The organism is Stenotrophomonas sp. STEN038 (assembly GCF_056759895.1).
This window is the reverse complement of sequence record NZ_JBRRDW010000048.1, coordinates 1-18,924: the sequence shown is the minus strand read 5'-3', so window position 1 is coordinate 18,924 and position 18,924 is coordinate 1. Positions and strand designations below refer to the sequence as shown.

Here is an 18,924-nt window from a genome sequence, read left to right as displayed (position 1 = left end):
CGTCGCGCGCATCGTGGGTTTCTGCCTGGGCGGTAACGCTGCCTGGGTAATGGAGTGCCGGGCCGTCGGCCCGGACTTGGAGCTCAGATAAGAAGCGGGCAGATCAGGAACAGGCAAATCAGGAGCGTGGCTCCGCGCTGCGGTCACGCACGCCGGTGATTTCATGCAGCGCGCGCATCAACGAGGCGCGGAACATCGGGCCATGGCCGAGTCCATCGAACTGGTGGTACTCGACATCCAGACCCGGCACCTGGCGCAGACGCGCCGACAACTGCTCGGCAGCGTCGGACGGTGCGCCAGAGACGCGCTTCAGGTGTGCGAGTACACGCGGGTTGCTCATGTCGCGGTTGCTGGTATCGCGATCACGCTCACCGCCGCCAAGCATCATCAGCACCCGCGCCGGATGACTGGCGTTGTTGCCGATGAACTGGCGTTCGGGAGCGCCCAGCATCGCGCCCTGCTGCCACCACAGCGACGGGCTGGCCGGCACATAGGTCTGGAATGCGCCGCTGCGCGTGTACAGCGTGTGCAGCACGAACAACCCACCCAGCGAATGGCCCCACAGTGCCTGCTTGTTGGCATCGGTTGCCACGTGCTGCGCCAGCTGCGGACGGATGCGCCGCTCGATCACTTCCTGGAACGCATCGGCGCCACCGCCGACCGCCGCGCCGCCGTCTTCGGGCTGGTCAGCAATCGGCGTGTAGTCGCGGGTACGTGCGGGCGAGTCGATGCGCTGCTGGTTGTCATAACCGACAAACACCAGCACCGTTGGCTGCTTCTGCGCCAGTTCCTCCAGCAGTGGCGCGTCGAATTCCATCAACGCGCCATTGCCATCCAGCATCCACAGCGCAGGGAAGCCCGCTGCCGGTGCGGTACCGGCAGGGATGCCCAGGTTGACCCGCCACGTGCGCTGGCCATCGTCACTGCGCACCACGAAGCGCTCAAAGCGGTAGTGCGCCGAGCCGGTGTCGGCAACGGTCTGGCCCATCAGCTGCGCCGGGTTGCGTTGCTGCGCCGCTGCCATAGGCGCGACTACGCCCAGCAACAGCAGCGCGGCCACGGCGAGCAGTGAGTGAAAGCGGGTGCGCATGTGAGTTGTCATCGCTATGCCTGGATCAGAAGCCGACGGTCAGGTTCACCCAGTAGCTGCGGCCGGGCTCGTTGTAGGTAGCAGCACCTGCACCGGTGGCGCTGGTGCTGGTGGTGCCTTCGCGGAACAGACGCTTGTCGAACAGGTTGTTGATGCCGCCGCCGACACGCACCTTCGGCGTGATGCGGTACTGGCCGCCCAGGCTCCACAGGTCATAGGCCGCGCGGGTATCCGGCGGCAACACCGCACCGGTGGTGCTGGCCTGCGTCGCCGATTCCTGCTTGCCGTAGAAGGTGCCGGTCAGCATGAACGACAACTGCGCATTGACCTGCCAATCCAGGAAGGTATTGACCGTGTACTCGGGAATGATGGACAGCGGCTGATCGGTGGTCTTGTCAACGTTCTCGATCATCCAGGTGACATTGGTGTTCCACGACAGCACATCACCACCGCCAATCAGCGGCACTTTCACGTTGCCCTCGACGCCACGGATGATGGCTTCCGGCGCATTGGTCCACTGGAACACCTGGCCCTTGGTGTCGTTGGTAATGCCGATACGGTCCTGGCCGGCAACGATCTTGTCCTTGTAGTCGTTATGGAAGTAGGTGACCGAGGCGTGCCAGCCATTGTCCGGTGCCCATTCGATACCGATTTCCTTGTTGATGCTGGTTTCCGGATCGAGGTTGGCATTACCCATCACGTAGCAGCCAGAGCCTTGGTTCGGGCTGAGTACCGGACAGCCATTGCCACGCGTGTAGTAGAGATAGTCCGGGTTGGCCTGGTACAGATTCGGCGCCTTGAACGCACGCGCGATGCCGCCCTTGATCGCCCAATCCTCGGCCAACTTGAACTGCACATTGAGGCTGGGGCTGAGGTTATTGCCGAACTGCGAATGGTGATCGAAGCGCAGGCCCGGGGTCAGCGTCCAGCGCTCGCCGATGTACAGGTTGTCCTCCACGAACACCGCCGCGAACTGCTGGTCGCTCTTGCCAGTGCGCACGCCGTCGTAGCCCGGGATGCCACCACCGCTGCTGGAACTCTGGGTCACCGAGTACGGGTCATCCAGCTTCATGTCGCGGTACTCGAAGCCCAGTGTCGCCACCTGCTCGATGCCGCCCCAGTTCAACGGCACGTTGATCTCGCCGTCCACGCGGGTCGAGGTCAGCTCGGAGGTGGAGAAGCTCGCGCCTTCGGTGATCGAGCCTTCCGGGCCGCCGGCCAGGCCTTCGTTCAAGCGGGTGTTGTCGGTGTCGTCGTAGGCCGCGGTGATGCGCGAGGTGCCCCAGTCGTAGCTGCCACGATGGGTCAGGCCGAACGAGCGGCGCAGCATCACGTTGGTTTCTGCACCGTACAACGCATTCAAACGCTCGAAGCCGTCGCCGCTGACACCGCGCTCGCCGGAGTAGATATTGCCCTGGCGGCTGACGCTGGCATCCAGCTCCAGCACATGATTGTCGTTGATGTCGTAGCGCAGCAGGCCACTGATATCGCGGTTGCGCACACCTTCGCGGCCGGCCGGCGGCGTCACGCCGGTGGCGAATTCTTCATTGAGCGACAAGGCATCTGGCTCGGTCTTGTTGACGTTGCCGAACAGACGGAACGACAGCTGCTCGCTCAACGGGCCGGACAACTGGAAGCCAACGCGTTCGCTGTCGCCTTCATCACTGTGCTCGGCCTGGCTGCCGTACAGGGTCAGCGAGCCGGTCAGGTCACCGGTCGGCTTCTTGGTGATGATGTTGACCACGCCACCGGACGCACCCGAGCCGTAACGTGCAGCGGCCGGACCGCGCAGCACTTCGATGCGCTCGACTGCTTCGGCCGGCACCCAGTTGCTGTCGCCGCGGCTGTTGCGCTCACCGCTGCGGCCCATGCGCACCGAGTCGCGCGAGCTGACCGGGCGGCCATCAATCAGGATCAAGGTGTTTTCCGGGCCCATGCCGCGGATGTCGATCTGGCGGAAATTGCCGTAGGAACCCGATGCGGTATTGCCGGTCAGGTTGATGCCGGGCATGCGCCGGATCACTTCGGACAAGTCATTGGCTGGCGGCAGACGTTCCAGATCGACCGCGGTGATCACCGAGCTGCCCAAGGCCTGCTTGGCGATCTGTTCGGCGGTGACATGCACGGTGTCGATGTCGGTAGCCGCTGCAGCGCCTTCGGCCAGTGCCGGACCGGCGAGCAAGGCGCTCAATGCCAGCGCAGCGGAAAGGGGATGGCGGGACAACAAGGCACGCGCGGACAACCGCGACGACGAACGACGGGACATGGGGGAAAGCCTCTCGACAGTGGGGATGCGCCCCTCTGGCGAACAGCTTGAGGAACGACGGATATCGAATGCAGCTGCCGGAAACAAACGCCAGACAGGCTGCGGGATATCCGCATTCTACACTAAATGAGAATGATTATTAATAACCGCCAGCAATGTGGTGTGGGGCCTGCTTTGTAGGAGCGGTGTAAGCCGCGAAGCTGATGGACTGCCCGATTGCGGAAAAACCAGCGACTTCATTGCTGTCGGCTTCGCGGCTCACGCCGCTCCTACAAATGCTGCCGCTCCCACAAGGGCCAAGCTACGCGACGATGCTCACCAACTCACGCATATCGTCGATCACTGCCACTGCTTCAGCTGCATCCAGATCCAGGTCGCGCGAATAGCCGTAGCGCACCAGCACGATCGGCATGCCTGCGTTGTTGGCTGCACCCAGATCGGTGCCCGAGTCGCCAACCATCAGGCAATCCGCCGCCGGCTGCTGCAACAGACGCGCCACATGCAACAAGGGCTCGGCTGCAGGCTTGCGCTGCGGCAGCGAATCACCACCAATGATGTGGGCGAAGAAGCCGGCAATCCCAAGATGCTGCAACAAGGGCGCGACCATCGCCGCCGGCTTGTTGGTGCAGATGGCCATCGGCAGGCCGCGTGCCTGCAAGGCGGTCAAAGCCTCACCAACACCGTCATAGAGCCGCGGGCTGCGTAGCAGGCAGGCCTTGTAATGCCGCATGAAAACCGACATCACTTCTTCCAGCGTCAGTGCGCTGCCAGCGTTCGCCAATGCAGTGGTCACCAGATTGCGTACGCCCTCGCCTATCCAGCTGCGCACCGTTGCCTCGGATACGCGCGGCAACGCCAGCTCTTCCAATGTGAGGTTCACTGCCTCGGCGATATCACCTGCGCTGTCCACCAGCGTGCCATCCAAATCGAACACCAAGGCCGTAGTCGCCACGCATCCACACTCCCGGAAAATGAGCATCGATTGTAGCGGCGCCGCGTTGCGCAAAGGATGTACTCAATCCAACGAGATTCTGCGAAACAAATCACCCTGGATCACCAGTTCTTCGCGGTCACGGAAACCTGACAAGCCCACACCGACCAGGCGATAGCGCGTATCAGCAGGCAACTGCACGCGTTGGCACAAGGACAGCGCAATGTCGCGAAGATCCTCCACCGAGCTTGGTGGCGTATCCGGCGTATAGCTGCGGGTAAGGATGCGGAACTGCGCGGTCTTCAACTTCAGGACGACGGTGTGGCCGATGCGCTCGGTGCGCCCGGTTGCACGCCAGGTGCGTTCGGCCAACTGGGTGATGGCTTCATCGAACTCGCCCATGTGCAGATCTTCGGCGAACGTGTCTTCGGAAGAAATCGACTGCACCGGTTGATCCGGCTCCACCGGCCGCTCGTCGATGCCACGCGCACGCCGGTACAAGCCAGCACCAAAACTACCGAACAAGGCCTGCAACTGCTCAAGTGGCAGCGCGCGCAGATCACCGACGGTGACGATGCCCAGCGCCGACAACTTGCCTTCCATCACCTTGCCCACCCCCGGCACCCGCTTGACCGGCAACGGTGTCAGGAACTCCTCGACCCGCGACGGCCGCACCACGAACTGACCATCGGGCTTGCGCCAATCCGAGGCGACCTTGGCCAGGAACTTGTTCGGCGCTATCCCGGCCGAGGCGGTCAGCCCAGTGGTCTCGCGGATCTGCGCACGGATGGTGCGGGCGATCTCGGTGGCAATGCCGTCGCAGCTTGGTGACTCGGTCACATCCAGGAAAGCCTCATCCAGCGACAGCGGCTCCACCAGCGGGGTGTGCTGCAGGAAGATCTCGCGGATCTGCCGCGACACCGCCTTGTAGCGGGCAAAGTCCGGCGGCACGAATACCGCATCCGGGCACAGGCGCTCGGCCCGCAACGCCGGCATGGCCGAACGCACCCCGAATTTGCGGGCCTCGTAGGAGGCCGCGCAGACCACCGAACGCGCCCCGCGCCAGGCCACCACCACCGGCCTCCCGCGCAAACCGGGGTCATCACGCTGCTCCACGGACGCATAGAAGGCGTCCATGTCGACGTGGATGATCTTGCGTTGTTGGCTCAAGGCAACAGTCTCAAAAGGTCGCCAACATGATAGCTGTTGTCGCTAAATGCACACTTGTCCTCACAAATGTACTTATTCATACCTCCCGTAACAGCCCGCGAACGGCGCTTATCTGCAGCTAACATACGCAACCGTCCAGTTAAAACATTTGATTGAACGCAGTTGCTGCAGCATGCTCCGGAGCTCGCAATGGCTTTGGATTACCCCGGATGACCCGTCTGCATGCTTTCTCGCGCGACCAGCTGCTGGCCAGCGCGCGTGGCGAACTTTTCGGCCCCAACAAAGGCCGCCTGCCCAATGACCCGATGCTGATGTTCGACCGCATCACCGAGATCCGTGAGGACGGTGGCGCACACGGCAAGGGCATGATCCGGGCCGAGCTGGATATCCGTCCTGACCTGTGGTTCTTCGGCTGCCATTTCATCGGCGACCCGGTGATGCCGGGCTGCCTGGGCCTGGATGCCATGTGGCAGCTGACCGGCTTCTATCTCACCTGGCTGGGCGCAGAAGGCCGCGGCCGTGCGCTGGGCTGTGGCGAGGTCAAGTTCACCGGCCAGGTGCTGCCCAGCGCCAAGCTGGTGCAGTACGAAATCGATGTCTCGCGCGTGATCAACCGCAAGCTGGTGATGGCACAGACCGACGCCCGCATGCTGGTCGACGGCCGCGAGATCTATTCCGCCAAGGACCTGCGCGTAGGTCTGTTCACCTCAACCGAGAGCTTCTGATGCGTCGTGTCGTCATTACCGGCATGGGCATCACGTCCTGCCTTGGCAACGATCTGGACACCGTCTCCAGCGCCCTGCGTGACAGCCGCCCCGGCATCGTCGCCCTGCCCGACCACGCCGAAGCCGGCCTGCGCAGCCAGATCGGCGGCAAGGTCGAGATCGACCTGGACGCGCAGGTAGACCGCAAGCTCAAGCGCTTCATGAGCGATGCCGCGGCCTACAGCTATATCGCCATGCGCGACGCCATTGCCGATGCCGGCCTGGATGAAAGCCAGGTCAGCAACGTGCGCAGCGGCCTGATCGCCGGCTCCGGCGGTGGTTCCAGCGAATGGCAGGTGGAAGCCGCCGATCTGCTGCGCAACCGTGGCGTCCGCAAGGTAGGCCCGTACATGGTGCCGCGCACGATGTGCTCGACCGTGTCGGCCAACCTGGCAACCGCCTTCAGCATCAAGGGCCTGAGCTACTCGCTGTCGGCCGCCTGCGCCACCTCGGCACATTGCATCGGCGCTGCCGCCGACCTGATCCGCCACGGCGCCCAGGACGTGATGTTTGCCGGCGGCGGTGAAGACCTGCACTGGTCGATGAGCGTGATGTTCGACGCCATGGGCGCACTGTCCACCAGCTTCAACGAAACCCCGAGCACCGCATCGCGCCCGTACGACGCCAACCGCGATGGTTTCGTCATCGCAGGCGGCGCCGGCATGCTGGTGCTGGAAGACTACGACCACGCGGTCGCGCGTGGCGCACGCATCTACGCTGAGCTGGTTGGCTACGGCGTGACCTCCGACGGCGCCGACATGGTTGCCCCGTCCGGCGAAGGCGCCGTGCGTTGCATGAAGATGGCGATGGAAGGCCTGGATCGTCCGATCGATTATCTGAACACCCACGGCACCTCAACGCCGCTGGGTGACGTGACCGAGTTGGGCGCGGTGCGCCAGGTGTTCGGTGATGCGGTACCGCCGCTGTCGTCGACCAAGGCGCTGTCGGGCCACTCGTTGGGCGCAGCCAGCGTGCACGAGGCGATCTACTGCCTGCTGATGATGCGTGATGGCTTCATGGCCGGCTCGGCCAATATCGAAACCCTGGACGAGCGCGTGGAAGGCTTCCCGATTCTGCGCAAGACGCAGGACGCGAAGCTGGACACGGTGATGTCGAACAGCTTCGGCTTTGGCGGCACCAATGCAACGTTGATCTTCGGCCGGGTTTGATGGCGGAGTGATCTGAAAGAAAACAGCCGCGAAAGCGGCTGTTTTTTTGTGCTATGGCTTTGGCTTTGGCTTTGGCTTTGCAGTTGCTCTGGCTGTTGCTCTGGCTGTTGCTGTTGCTCTGGCTGTTGCTGTTGCTCTGGCTGTTGCTGTTGCTCTGGCTTTTGCTGTCCCCTCTCCCGTTTACGGGAGAGGGGTAGGGGTGAGGGGAAGCTTTTGCTTTGCTTTTGCTTCAGCTATAGCCGCTGCTCTGCTGTTCCAAAAAACAACAGCAACAGCAACAAGCAGGAGCTGCCCTCACCCCTACCCCTCTCCCGCAGGCGGGAGAGGTGAAAGCAGAGCAAGAGCAAAGCAGAGCAAGAGCAAAGCCAAGCACAGCTTCCTCAGTCGTAATTACTCAACGCCAGCGACAACAGCGCCTTGGCCTGCTCCCGCAACGACTGCGGCTCCACGATCTCCGCGTCCGAGCCGTAATGCAGCACGTCCATCAGCAGCTCGCGCGACACGCTGTACGGCACCTTCAATTCATAGCGCCCATCAGCAAGAAACCGCCCCTGCTGCTTGGAGTGCCAATGCTCATCGGCCACCCAGCGCGCGGCCTTGGCACTGAATACGATGGTCGCCCAGCCCTTCGGTGCGCCCGAGAAAATGCCGTAACTGGCCGCCAACTGCTCGTTCAATTCCTCGTCGGCGACATCGCGTGCCGGCTGGTCCAGCAATCGCGCCTGATGGATGCGATCCACCGCAAAACTGCGTACCGCCTCGCGGTTGTGGTCCCAGGCGTCCAGGTACCAGTTGTCCCGGTAATGGGTAATGCGCTGCGGCGATACCGTACGGCGGGTCGCCTCATCGGTGGAACGTGCGCGGTACTCAAAAGACAGCTGCTTGCGCTCCAGCACACCGGAAGCCACCGTGCGGAAACTGGCCTCGTCCAGCTTGCGGCCGCGGTGTGGAATCACCCGCACCCGCTCCACCGGCCAATGCGAGGCGCCAGCCTGCGCAGCCAGCAACCCCTCGATGCGCTGCTGCAGCGGCGCCAGCATCGACGACAACACCCCGCCGCCGGTGCGTGACAACAGGTGCTGCGATGCCAGCAAGGCGTGCAGCTCCTCCGAGCTCAGCCACAGGCCCGGCAGCTCGAAACGGTCGCTTTCCCCGCTCAGGTAGCGGAACCCGGCCTCGCCATCGCCCTCCACCGGCGCCATCAGCGCGTCACGCAGGAAGGCCAGGTCGCGGTAGACCGTGGCACGGGAACAGCTCAACTCCTCCTGCAGCCGCATCACCGTGACCGGATAGCGGGCGGACTTGAGCAGACGATGCAGCGCGTTGATGCGTTCATAGCGGTCCATGCCCGGATTATGTCCGACTCCGGGCTGCAATGGAGCAGCTCGGCCACCGCTGTAATCGCGGATGAAGCCCGAGCCCCTGCATGCGCCTGAGGGTCAGGGACCATCCGGTATCATCGCAAGGCCTCCCTTTTCCGTCTCTCCCAAGGAGATCCTCCTGATGTCCCTGCGTGTTTCCCTATTGCTGCCATTGCTGCTGGCCGCCCCGCTGGCCTGGGCCGAAGACGCCACCGATACGTCCGACCTTGCCGCGATGACCTCGCCGTGGAGCGGCAGCGGCGGCGAGCTGGGCTTTGCCTCGGCCCACGGCAACAGCACCACCGAGAGCTTCAACGGTCGCCTGAAGCTGCGCTACACCGATAACGATTGGATCCACAGCATGGATCTGTTCGGCCTGCGCTCCAGCGCCGAATACACCGAAACCGCCGACGACGGCAGCACCACCCGCAAGCGCCAGACCACCGCCAACCGCTATTCCGGCAGCGCCGGCAGCGCCCTGCAGCTGGGCGAGCACCGCCAGCTCACCGCCACGGTGCGTTATGAACGTGACGACTTCGCCACCTACGATCGCCTTGGCACCTTCGGTCTGGGCTACGGTACCCGCCTGATCGATGGCGAGCGTGTCACCCTGGACACCCAGATCGGCCCCGGTGTGCGCCGCACCCACAATTCCGAGACCGACGAGAACCGCACCGGCCTGATCGGCCGCGGCCTGTTCGACTTCAAGTTCGGCATCACCGAGAACACCGAGCTGGTCAATTCGCTGCTGGTGGAATCCGGTTCGTACAACACCTTCGCGCAGAATGACTTCGGTGTGTCGGTCAACATGAACAAGCACTTCGCCCTCAAGGCGGGTTGGCAGGCACGCTACAACAGCGACGTTGCCGACCAGAAGCGCAAGACCGATACGCTGTCCACCATGAACGTGGTCTACAGCTTCAAGTAAGCAGCTGCCGGGCGCATGCCCGGCATCCGCCTCGCTGTAGTGCCGAGCCATGCTCGGCAAGAGGCATTACCGGGCTGGTCTGATGCCGAGCATGGCTCGGCACCACGCTCAGGTTTTGTCGATAGAGCCTCTGCCGAGCATGGCTCGGCACTACCGGCAAGGCAGAGCTCAGCGCAACAACTCGCCTGCACCGCCTTCCAACAGCTGCCGCGCGACTTCACGTCCCAACGCTTCCGGATCACTGGCCGGTCCTTGCGCCTGCGCACGTACCGCACGGCCATCAGATACGCCGCCGACCAAGCCCTGCAACCACAGATCTTCGCCGCGCCACTGCGCCAAACCAGCCACCGGCACATGGCAGCTGCCATCGAGCGCGCGGTTCATCGCCCGCTCCGCTTCCACGCAGGTGCGGGTGGCGGCATCGTCCAGCGCCTTCAGCAGTACGATCGTGTCCGCGTCGTCCTGTCGGCACTCAATCGCCACCGCCGCCTGTGCGGGCGCCGGCAGCCACTGCGGGGCGACCAGGCGATCACGGATACGTGCGCCCAATTCCAATCGTTCAAGACCAGCACAGGCCAGGATGATGGCGTCGTATTCGCCGGCATCCAACTTGGCCAGGCGGGTATTGACGTTGCCACGCAGGTCACGCGATTGCAGGTCCGGGCGCAGCGCACGCAGCTGTGCCTGCCGGCGCAGCGAGGACGTGCCGACGCAGGCGCCCTGCGGCAAGGCATCCAGCGACGCATAGGTGTTGGAGACGAAGGCATCGGCCGAGTCGGCGCGGGTCAGGATCGCCGGCAACACGAACGGCGCCTCCAGCTCCATCGGCACGTCCTTGAGCGAATGCACCGCGCAATCGGCGTCGCCGCGCAGCATCGCCAGCTCCAGCTCCTTCAGGAACAGGCCCTTGCCGCCGATGGCCGCCAGCGAACGGTCGAGGATTTCATCGCCGCGCGTGCTCATCGGCACAAGTTCCACCTGCAGGCCCGGGTGGGCCTGGCGCAGGCGGTCGGCAACGTGTTCGCTCTGCCACAGGGCAAGCGGGCTCTTTCGGGTGGCGATACGCAGGATGCTCATGCAGCCATTATCGCCGCTGCAGGCCCCGGGTCACAGCCGTTCCATCTCGGTCTTCAGCCCGGCCACGCAGCGGCGGCTGATTTCCAGCGGCTGCGGGACATCACGCAGCACCGCCTGCACCTGCCCGGCCGGTGTGCGGCGGACTTCCTGCAGCCGGTCGCGGGCGATCAGGCAGTTGCGATGGATGCGGATGAAACGCCCGGAAAACTCGTCTTCCAGCGAGCGCAGCGATTCCTCGATCAGGTCTTCGCCGCGCAGGTGGTGCACCACCACGTATTTTTCCTCGGCCTGCAGGTAGAGGATGTCCTCCACCGGCACAAGACGCAGGCTGCCGCGCAGGCGCGCGCACAGCATCCGTCGCGGTTGCGTGGCCGCAGCCGGGGCGGCATTGGCGCGGCCGGCAATGAAGGTGCGCGCACGTTCCAGCGCGGCGGCCAGGCGCTCGCCGCGCACCGGCTTCATCAGATAATCGATTGCCGCCGCCTCGAAGGCCGACAAGGCATGGGCGTCGTAGGCGGTGCAGAACACCACCGCCGGGCGCGGCTCGAAGCGCGCCAGGTGGCGAGCGACTTCCAGCCCGTCGATGCCCGGCATGGCGATATCCAGCAACACCAGATCCGGCTGGGTCTGCGCGCAGACCTGCAGGGCCTCGTTGCCGTTGGCCGCCTCGCCAACCACCTCCACCTCCGCCAGCTCGGCCAGCAGCGCGCGCAAGCGCTCGCGTGCCAACGGCTCGTCATCGGCGATTACTACCTTCACACCACTACCTCGCTCACGGCTCCCCAGTCGTGGCGACATGGTAGCCGGGTTCGGAGTACGCCGCCGTCAACAATCCGGCAACTGCGGTACAGCTCACAATGCGATCAGATCTGCGCGAAACGGGCCTGCAGCCAGTCGCCCAGCGCGTGGATCTCTTCGCCGCAGACCTGGTGGGCCATCTGGTAACGGTGCCATTCCACGCCGAAGCCCAGCGTCTTGAGCACCTGCGCGCTGTGCTCGGCGATCTGCAGCGGAATCACCGGATCGGCGCTGCCGTGGGCCATGAACACCGGCTGGGCGATGGCGCCATCCACCAGCTGCGACGGTGCGGCGTCCACTTCCGGCAGATAGGTCGACAAAGCCACCAGGCCTGCAACCGGCTCGCTGCGCTTCAGGCCTGCAGACAAAATGATTGCCCCGCCCTGCGAGAAGCCAGCCAGCACGATGCGCTTGGCAGGAATGCCGCGGGCCTGTTCACGGGCGATCAGTTCTTCCAGCTGCTCTACCGATTCGGCGACACCCTTGGCATCGGCGCGGCTACGGAAGTCCATGCTGACGATGTCGTACCAGGCACGCATCGGCATGCCGTTGTTGATGCTGACCGGGCGCTTGGGCGCATGCGGAAACACGAAGCGGATCGCCGGCCACTGCGGACGCACAAGCTCGGGCACGATAGGCGCGAAGTCATGGCCATCGGCACCCAGGCCATGCAGCCAGATCACCGACCATTCCGGCGACGCGCCGGTTTCCTGCTCCACTGTTTCCAGCATGTTCATGACTCCCAAAGACAGGCGGGAATTATGCCTGCCCGGCACAACCATTGGTGGAGGCCCTGCTTTTGTAGGAGCGGCGTAAGCCGCGAAGCTGATGGTGCTGCAGGTTGAAAGCAAGCCGACGACCAGCATGAGGGTTGCGAGCCAAATGGCAGCGCATTGCTATCGGCTTCTCGGCTTACGCCGCTCCTACAAAAACTATCCGGAGCCCTGTAGGAGCGGTGTAAGCCGCGAAGCTGACGGTGCTGCCGATTGAAGCCAAACCGGCACCCTGCGCAGAGGTTGCAGGCCAAATGGCGGCGCATTGCTATCGCCTTCGCGGCTTACGCCGCTCCTACAAAAGCCACAGCCTTCAATCCTGCAGCGGTTCCTTCAGCGCAGCCGCACGCAACTCGGCTGCACGCAGCAATACCGGCGGCGGGGCGTTTTCTTCCGGGATGCACAGCAGACCGTGCCTGCGCAGCCAGTCACCGGCTTTGCGCGAGGACGTCCACGCCACCACCGGCACCGCCAGCGCCATGCCGATCACCACCGGCGCCATCCACGCGGCCAGCGGCGGCGATACCAGATAGGCGGCTACGCCCATCACCACGCCGAACACGCTCAGGCCGCCATAGCTGCGCAACAAGGCGCTCACCGAAATACTGCCGTCATCGCGCTGCTGTGCGTCCCAGCCCGAGTCCTTGCCGGCCAGCACTTCGGCCACACCGCGCGACTGCACGTACATCACCACCGGCGCCATCAATGCCGCCAGCACGGTTTCCAGCAGCATCGATACCAAAGCGCGGAACCAACCGCCGCAACCAATGCGCTCCTTGCGCGAGGTCAGCATCGCCACATAGCCCATGACCTTGGGCGACAGCAGCGCGATCATGGTCACCACGAATACCCAGAACACGCCATCCTGGTCCAGGCCGCGCCAGTAGCTCGCCGGTGCCATGCGCAGGTCCAGATGCAGCCCCTCGGCCAGATCGATACCGCCATGGATCAGCGGGATGGCGATACCGATCAGCATCAGCATCGCCCACATCGGCGCGGTGAAGTAATGGCCGATGCCGATCAACATATGCACGCGGTTGACCCAGTGCAGGCCCGGCGTGGCCACGACCTTGGAGTGCTGCAGGTTGCCCTGGCACCAGCGGCGATCGCGGATCAGCAGATCGGTCAGGGTCGGCGGGCCTTCTTCGTAGCTGCCGTGCAGGTAGGGCACCATGTGTGCGGCCCAGCCGCCACGGCGTATCAGTGCGGCCTCGACGAAGTCGTGGCTGAGCACGTGACCACCAAACGGCTTGCGCCCTGGCAGCTCCGGCAGACCGGCTTCTTCGGCGAATGCCTGGGTGCGGATCACCGCGTTATGGCCCCAATAGTTGCTTTCCGCGCCGTGCCACCAGGCCACGCCATAGGCCATCACCGGCCCGTACACGCGGCCACCAAACTGCTGCATGCGGGCGAAGGCGGTGCGGCCACCGACCACCGCCGGCAGCGATTGGATCAGGCCGACGGTCGGATGGTTCTCCATTGCCGACACCAGCCGCACGATCACGTCGCCGGTCATCAGGCTGTCGGCATCAAGGATCAGCATGTGCGGGTAGGCGCCACCGAAGCGGCGCACCCAGTCGGCGATATTGCCGGCCTTGCGGCCCACATTGCTGGCGCGGCGGCGGTAATACAGCCGCTCGGCACCGCCGGTGGCTTCCACCAGGCGCGCGAACACCTGCTCTTCGGCGCGGCCGATGGCATCGCGCGTGGTATCGCTGAGCACGTAGAAATCGAAGTGCTCCAGCTGCCCGGTCGCGGCCACCGATTCATAGATCGCCTGCAGACCGGCCATCATCCGGCGCGGGTCTTCGTTATAGGTGGGCATCAACAAGGCGGTACGGCTGCGCAGCTGCGGCAGCGGCGTATCCGGGAAGATGCCGAGCTTGCGGCGGCCACGCAGCAGCGCCTGCAGGCCGGCCAGGCTGCTGACGAAGGACATCGCAATCCAGGCGAACAGCAGCACGAACAGGCCGAGCAGACAGGCTTCCAGCACGTTGATGCCGCCATTGGACAGCACCCGCGCCATCAACCAGGTGGCGAGCAGCGTGGTCAACGCGGTGCTGCCGAAGACGTACAGCCGGCGCAGGCCGATATTGGCCGGGGCGGTCTTCTGCCGTGGCACATGCAGCGTGCCCGAGCGCAGCGACTGCTCGGGCATGTCCAAGGGGTGTTCGGCCGGCAGCACGGCGATGCCGGCATCCAGCCCGTTGTCGGTGCTGACCGTAGAGCTCATCGACCACCCCGCTGCGTGACCTGCAGCCCGTCCTGGCGACACACCTTGCCGTAACGCTGTTTGCTTGCGTGTTGCACCTGAAATCCTTGAAGGAGAAGCCGACCAGCCGGGAAAACTAGAAGAACCAACTTAAACCTGCGGCAAACGAAGCCTGCCGGTCGCGATGCGGGAGCCCCCTCGAACCACCTCGCTGCGGGCGCCAACACGCCCAGCCGGGCCGCTCCGGGCCCAACCGCCGCAATCCCTTGACGGCATCGGCGACGGGGGAATTATCCATCATCAAATCGACAGGTACACCTGTGCCAGTCAGTCTGACCCCCGCGCGGGGCGCACATGGGGCTTGTGCCAGGCTCCCGTCGCGCGGCAGCGACGCTTGCAACAGGACTGCATCAAACTGTTGCAGTTGCTCCGCTTTCCACCGGACCGGGAGCCGGAGCGCGGGCAAAACCACACGCTCGATAGGCCCCGGATTGCGTCGGCACGCTATCGCCAGCTGGCCAATTACCTCGAACAACACCGCCGCTGGCACAGTTCCACCTACGGAATGACTTGGCCGCAGGTAACTGAATCCAGCCGCATCAAGCAGCGGTGAACAGGGCACATACACGCGTACGCACAACGCAGGCTAAATCCGGCCCCACACGCAACGCGATCACAACATTGCGCTCACCCGCTGCAAACCCGGCAATGCGCAGTCTGGGCCTGTCTGCAGCGACGCAGACGTTTCCGGAGACCGTTCGTGGACCGCAACCGTGTTGAAGGCACCAAACACGAAATCAAAGGTGCCATCAAGGAAGCTGCCGGGAAGATGACAGGCAACAAAGCCCAGCAGATGGCCGGCAACATGGAGAAAAATGCTGGAAAAGCACAGAGAGCAATGGGCAAGGCTGCAGACGAGGTAAAGCATCGACATTCATGACGACCGCATCACTCCGCAAGAACTGCTTCCGCAACGCACATAACCGGAGCCCGTAACACCCGGCAACACTGTGCAGTTCCAATGGCGCGACCGTGTGGAAGCCGGCCGCGCCATTACAACACCCTCACATCAATGCGGACGTTCGGACAGCAGGCCGATGCGACGGAACCACATTTCCAGCGGCACGGTCACCAGCGGCGGCACCGCCGCTACCAGCGCCAGCAACATGGCCCACAGCGGCCAACGCAGCTTGATCCACGCATACAGGGTTACGACGACGTAGAACACGAAGGCCAGACCGTGCAGGCGGCCGAACAGCCATACACCCAGCTCGGTGGTGCCGGTGCCGTACTTGAGCAGCATGCCGATCAGCAGACCGGCCCAGGTGACACCTTCAATCAGTGCGGCGGCGGCAAACAACTTGCCGGCGGGGGTCATTGGTTTGGCAGACATCGATTCCATCAGCGGTTCGAAAGAACCGCGATTGTAGGCGAGAATGCGTCGCATCCACGCGACTCAGATCCAGCCCCGTCGTTTGAACCACAGCAGCGGCACCACGATGCTCAGGCCAACTGCGGCAAGCGCGATGGCGTAGCCGTAATGCCAATGCAGTTCCGGCATGGAGGCGAAGTTCATGCCCCACACCCCAACCAGCACGGTAGGCGGAATACCGACCACCGAGGCCACGGCCATCACCTTCATCACCTCGTTCTGGTCCATGTTGATCAGGCCGAGCACGCTGTCCAGCAGGAACTCATTGCGGTCGCCCAGTTGCTGCTCGAACTCGCTCAGCGAAGTCAGGTCCTTGACCACCAGTTTGATGCGTTTGGGCGCATCCGCGCCAAACCAGTCCGGCGTCGCTTCATCCAGGTAACTCATCATCCGCAGCATGCCGTGCAAGGTGTTGTGCAGCGCGCCGATGCGCCGCCCCATCATCCCCACCTCGTGCAGCATCTGTTCCAGTCGCCGTGAGGCGCGCTTGCCCTTGGGGTGGTTGAAGGCTTGGCGTGAGAACTCGCTCATCGTGCTCTCCAGCGATTCGAGCAGATCAGCCAGGCGATCGACGATGTGCTCGATCATGCGCAGGAACAGATCGGCCGAACCGTGGCAGGGGTGCTTGCCCAGCTCCGCCTCCACGCCTTCCAGCGCATCGATGCGGTGCTCGCGCTGCACCACCAATGCCTTGGGTGCGACCACAAAACCCAGCGGCCCGACCACGTGCTCCACCTCGTACTGGAAGCGCGGCAGATTCAGCACCAAGGCCTCGCCTTCAACGCGCACCCGGCTGCTGAACTCGATTTCGCTGATGCCGGCACGGTCGGGAATAACGAAGCCCACCTGCGCCGAGGCCTGCGCCAGCTCCTCGGGCGTTGGTTGGCACAGGTCCACCCATAACGACGCGGGCGCCGTACCGCCAGCAGCGGTGGCAAGGGTGCGGCATTGGAGCATGGCGTGATTCCGCTTCGAGACCAGCGCTCATCCTCGTCTGCAGCGCACGCCGAGTAAAGCCACGGGCAGCTCAGTCCAGCGCTTGCGCGGCGTACCAGTCCGCATACGGCGTGTTCTTGGCCAGGTGCCGATTGAGGTCCGGTGCACCGTCCTGCCACCACACCGGGCCACGTTCCCCCAAGCCATGTTTGGCCGCATCCACCGCTGCCCCGGCCTTGGCCAGCAGTTGCCGATCACCTGAACGCCGCGCCGCGCCGACTTCCCTCCGCGCGGCCATCAGTTGGCTGACCAATGACGCCCGCAGCTGCTCGGGCAGGCCCGGATTGCTGGCCCGCCACAGCCGCCCGCGCACCACCAGATAGCGGCCGTCGAGCGTGCGCAATGGTGCCTCGGCCATTCCACAGCTCCTTCAATCAGGGCCTAAGCAGTATCCCACCTGCCCACGGTTGCAAAGCGCGCCCGCCTTCACGCAAGCTCGCCATTCCTTCAACCACCAGTCCAGCCATGCAAGACAACATCATCCAGATCATCCCCGCCGACGGCTGGGTAGCCGTGTTCGAAGAAGCCGGTGACGAAAGCGCGCAGAGCCTGGTGTGCTTTGCGGTAGTGGAAGAAGCCGGCAAGCGCGCCGTGCGCCCGATGCTGGCCAACGGCAAGCAGATCAGCTTCGCCGACACCCTGCCCAACTTCGTCCGCGTCGAAGAAGCCGACGCCTTCGAAGAAGAGGATGAAGACGAAGAGGACGAGGAAGAAGAAGACGAAGAAGAGGAGGAGGAAGAAGAGGCCTGAGCCGCTTCTTCCGACTTTGCTTTCAAGATCTTGTGGGAGCGGTGTAAACCGCGAAGCTGGCGGCGATTCAGGTCACTGGCTTCGCGGCTTGCGCCGCTTCTGCAGGCACACTTCAGGCATTACCCGCAACTGAAAATTCGCGGGCAACTGCTAATGCTTGTGCGGTGCACGGCCCGAGCCTGATTTCTTCCCGCCGCCGTCCTGTTTGTTCACCGTCGCCCAGGCGATGCGTTCGGCGTCCGCCTTCGAACGCCCCTGCTTGCGTTCACTTTGCTCGATATGTGTGGCCTGCCGCTTCTGCTTGCCTGTATAGGCGCTTTTGTCACCCTGTGTCATCGCCATGCTCCGCTGTGGGACGAGTTCACGCTAGGCCAGCCAACGTAAGCATCGCGTGCATGATGGCGAAGCATCCCGGCATTCATCCCATGCTTCAGCTTGCAGTGGCGTAGTTGAATACCGGGCATTCGCGCGCAGCTAACAACAAAGGCGCATCACACTAACTCCTTGCTTGCTAGTGTGCGGATGGACCAGTGCGATGCTGGTCCTTGCCCCAACCAAAGGAGCATCGTGATGAAACACCTGCACCTGCGGAGTGTGTTGCTGATTGCCGTCACGCTACCCACCTGTACGCCGGTAGCCACCGCTGGCGCACCATCCGCCCAGGAAAGCCCACCGACAGCAGCGCTCGGCCAAGGTTCTGCCGATCAACCTGGCAGCGATGCGTGGATCACACGCGAAGTCAAGGAAAGACTATCCAGCGCAGCAGACATGCCGGGCATGGAGATCCACGTGGAAACACGTGGTGGCATGGTCTCCCTGAGTGGCCAGGTGGCAAGTCAGGCAGATGCTGACCGCATGGTCAATATCGCGCGCACAGTGGACGGCGTCATCAGTGTCGACGACAGCCGGCTGATCATCGGCGGCGAACCGTCGCAGTGACCAGAGCGGCCGCTGCACGATTAAAACGTACACAGCGTGCCAAAGCTGGAGTACATGCGTGGGCGCGATGCGTGGGCGAAGCGCTGGCTGCAAAACAATGGTGGCAAAGCGACGTCGACACAGAACAACGTCGTTGAGCCGCGGGCGCGCATCCTTCAATAGTGCCGAGCCAATCACGGCCCGGCCGGGAGCGCGGGGTGCGATGTACGGCCCGGAGGGGCCTCCAACCACCCCCCAACCGCCGCACCCACGGGCTGGGGTCGGCGCT

At 63.9% G+C, this 18,924-nt stretch carries 19 protein-coding genes; 6 read left to right on the top strand and 13 right to left on the bottom strand.

Annotated features, from left to right (window positions below; translation table 11 throughout):
• Positions 1 to 118: 118 nt before the first annotated feature.
• From ACVOLS_RS16915 to dinB, 4 genes are all read right to left on the bottom strand, one after another.
• Positions 119 to 1,090, bottom strand: a complete 972-nt coding sequence (locus ACVOLS_RS16915; RefSeq protein WP_481546591.1) for an alpha/beta hydrolase — start codon at positions 1,088 to 1,090, stop codon at positions 119 to 121.
• A gap of 25 nt (positions 1,091 to 1,115) precedes the next feature.
• Positions 1,116 to 3,356 carry a TonB-dependent siderophore receptor gene (locus tag ACVOLS_RS16910; protein WP_481546590.1) on the bottom strand — a complete coding sequence of 747 codons (2,241 nt, stop codon included), beginning with the start codon at positions 3,354 to 3,356 and terminating at the stop codon, positions 1,116 to 1,118.
• 301 nt (positions 3,357 to 3,657) lie between these two features.
• Entirely contained in the window at positions 3,658 to 4,308 is a 651-nt protein-coding gene (gene gph / locus ACVOLS_RS16905) for a phosphoglycolate phosphatase (protein WP_481546589.1), read from the bottom strand.
• Between the two features lie 63 nt (positions 4,309 to 4,371).
• Positions 4,372 to 5,457, bottom strand: coding sequence for a DNA polymerase IV (dinB, locus tag ACVOLS_RS16900; RefSeq protein WP_481546588.1), 1,086 nt, complete (start codon positions 5,455 to 5,457; stop codon positions 4,372 to 4,374).
• A 209-nt stretch (positions 5,458 to 5,666) separates the two neighbouring features.
• Between dinB and fabA the strand changes: the two genes are divergently transcribed.
• Together fabA and fabB are read left to right on the top strand one after the other, a co-directional pair.
• Complete coding sequence (gene fabA / locus ACVOLS_RS16895; protein WP_057627977.1) at positions 5,667 to 6,182, top strand: 3-hydroxyacyl-[acyl-carrier-protein] dehydratase FabA; 516 nt, start codon at positions 5,667 to 5,669, stop codon at positions 6,180 to 6,182.
• On the top strand, positions 6,182 to 7,390 hold the full coding sequence (gene fabB, locus ACVOLS_RS16890) for a beta-ketoacyl-ACP synthase I (protein WP_481546587.1): 1,209 nt from the start codon (positions 6,182 to 6,184) through the stop codon (positions 7,388 to 7,390). Before fabA ends, fabB begins: the two co-directional genes overlap by 1 nt.
• 380 nt (positions 7,391 to 7,770) lie before the next feature.
• Here fabB and ACVOLS_RS16885 read toward each other — a convergent pair whose 3' ends face one another.
• Complete coding sequence (locus ACVOLS_RS16885) at positions 7,771 to 8,736, bottom strand: helix-turn-helix transcriptional regulator (protein ID WP_481546586.1); 966 nt, start codon at positions 8,734 to 8,736, stop codon at positions 7,771 to 7,773.
• Positions 8,737 to 8,893: 157 nt separating this feature from the next.
• Here ACVOLS_RS16885 and ACVOLS_RS16880 point away from each other — a divergent pair, with 157 nt between their 5' ends.
• On the top strand, positions 8,894 to 9,679 hold the full coding sequence (locus ACVOLS_RS16880) for a DUF481 domain-containing protein (protein ID WP_481546585.1): 786 nt from the start codon (positions 8,894 to 8,896) through the stop codon (positions 9,677 to 9,679).
• A 168-nt stretch (positions 9,680 to 9,847) separates the two neighbouring features.
• On the opposite strand, the gene hemC is transcribed toward ACVOLS_RS16880, so the two are convergent.
• The 4 genes from hemC to mdoH form a co-directional block, all read right to left on the bottom strand.
• Positions 9,848 to 10,756 (bottom strand): hydroxymethylbilane synthase, encoded by a 909-nt coding sequence (gene hemC / locus ACVOLS_RS16875; protein ID WP_481546584.1) that lies wholly within the window; start codon positions 10,754 to 10,756, stop codon positions 9,848 to 9,850.
• 30 nt (positions 10,757 to 10,786) lie between these two features.
• Positions 10,787 to 11,554 carry a LytR/AlgR family response regulator transcription factor gene (locus ACVOLS_RS16870; RefSeq protein ID WP_481546583.1) on the bottom strand — a complete coding sequence of 256 codons (768 nt, stop codon included), beginning with the start codon at positions 11,552 to 11,554 and terminating at the stop codon, positions 10,787 to 10,789.
• 65 nt (positions 11,555 to 11,619) lie between these two features.
• Positions 11,620 to 12,285, bottom strand: coding sequence for an alpha/beta hydrolase (locus ACVOLS_RS16865; protein ID WP_481546582.1), 666 nt, complete (start codon positions 12,283 to 12,285; stop codon positions 11,620 to 11,622).
• A gap of 355 nt (positions 12,286 to 12,640) precedes the next feature.
• On the bottom strand, positions 12,641 to 14,560 hold the full coding sequence (gene mdoH, locus ACVOLS_RS16860) for a glucans biosynthesis glucosyltransferase MdoH (protein ID WP_481546581.1): 1,920 nt from the start codon (positions 14,558 to 14,560) through the stop codon (positions 12,641 to 12,643).
• Between the two features lie 739 nt (positions 14,561 to 15,299).
• Between mdoH and ACVOLS_RS16855 the strand changes: the two genes are divergently transcribed.
• Complete coding sequence (locus ACVOLS_RS16855) at positions 15,300 to 15,479, top strand: CsbD family protein (protein ID WP_481546580.1); 180 nt, start codon at positions 15,300 to 15,302, stop codon at positions 15,477 to 15,479.
• Between the two features lie 129 nt (positions 15,480 to 15,608).
• Here the strand turns inward: ACVOLS_RS16855 and ACVOLS_RS16850 are convergent, their stop codons facing one another.
• The 3 genes from ACVOLS_RS16850 to ACVOLS_RS16840 all read right to left on the bottom strand — a co-directional run bounded on the left by ACVOLS_RS16850 (position 15,609) and on the right by ACVOLS_RS16840 (position 17,325).
• On the bottom strand, positions 15,609 to 15,917 hold the full coding sequence (locus ACVOLS_RS16850; RefSeq protein ID WP_296251228.1) for a DUF3817 domain-containing protein: 309 nt from the start codon (positions 15,915 to 15,917) through the stop codon (positions 15,609 to 15,611).
• A gap of 78 nt (positions 15,918 to 15,995) precedes the next feature.
• Positions 15,996 to 16,928: a CorA family divalent cation transporter gene (locus ACVOLS_RS16845; RefSeq protein ID WP_481546579.1), complete on the bottom strand. Its 933-nt coding sequence runs from the start codon at positions 16,926 to 16,928 to the stop codon at positions 15,996 to 15,998.
• A gap of 70 nt (positions 16,929 to 16,998) precedes the next feature.
• A complete protein-coding gene (locus ACVOLS_RS16840) occupies positions 16,999 to 17,325 on the bottom strand; it encodes a hypothetical protein (protein WP_481546578.1) in 327 nt (108 codons plus the stop codon).
• Between the two features lie 107 nt (positions 17,326 to 17,432).
• Between ACVOLS_RS16840 and ACVOLS_RS16835 the strand changes: the two genes are divergently transcribed.
• Complete coding sequence (locus ACVOLS_RS16835; protein WP_282272647.1) at positions 17,433 to 17,717, top strand: hypothetical protein; 285 nt, start codon at positions 17,433 to 17,435, stop codon at positions 17,715 to 17,717.
• A 150-nt stretch (positions 17,718 to 17,867) separates the two neighbouring features.
• Here ACVOLS_RS16835 and ACVOLS_RS16830 read toward each other — a convergent pair whose 3' ends face one another.
• Complete coding sequence (locus ACVOLS_RS16830) at positions 17,868 to 18,053, bottom strand: hypothetical protein (protein ID WP_481546604.1); 186 nt, start codon at positions 18,051 to 18,053, stop codon at positions 17,868 to 17,870.
• 234 nt (positions 18,054 to 18,287) lie between these two features.
• Here ACVOLS_RS16830 and ACVOLS_RS16825 point away from each other — a divergent pair, with 234 nt between their 5' ends.
• The gene (locus ACVOLS_RS16825) at positions 18,288 to 18,656 is read left to right on the top strand and encodes a BON domain-containing protein (RefSeq protein WP_481546577.1); all 369 of its coding nucleotides are present in this window, start codon (positions 18,288 to 18,290) and stop codon (positions 18,654 to 18,656) included.
• Positions 18,657 to 18,924: the final 268 nt, after the last annotated feature.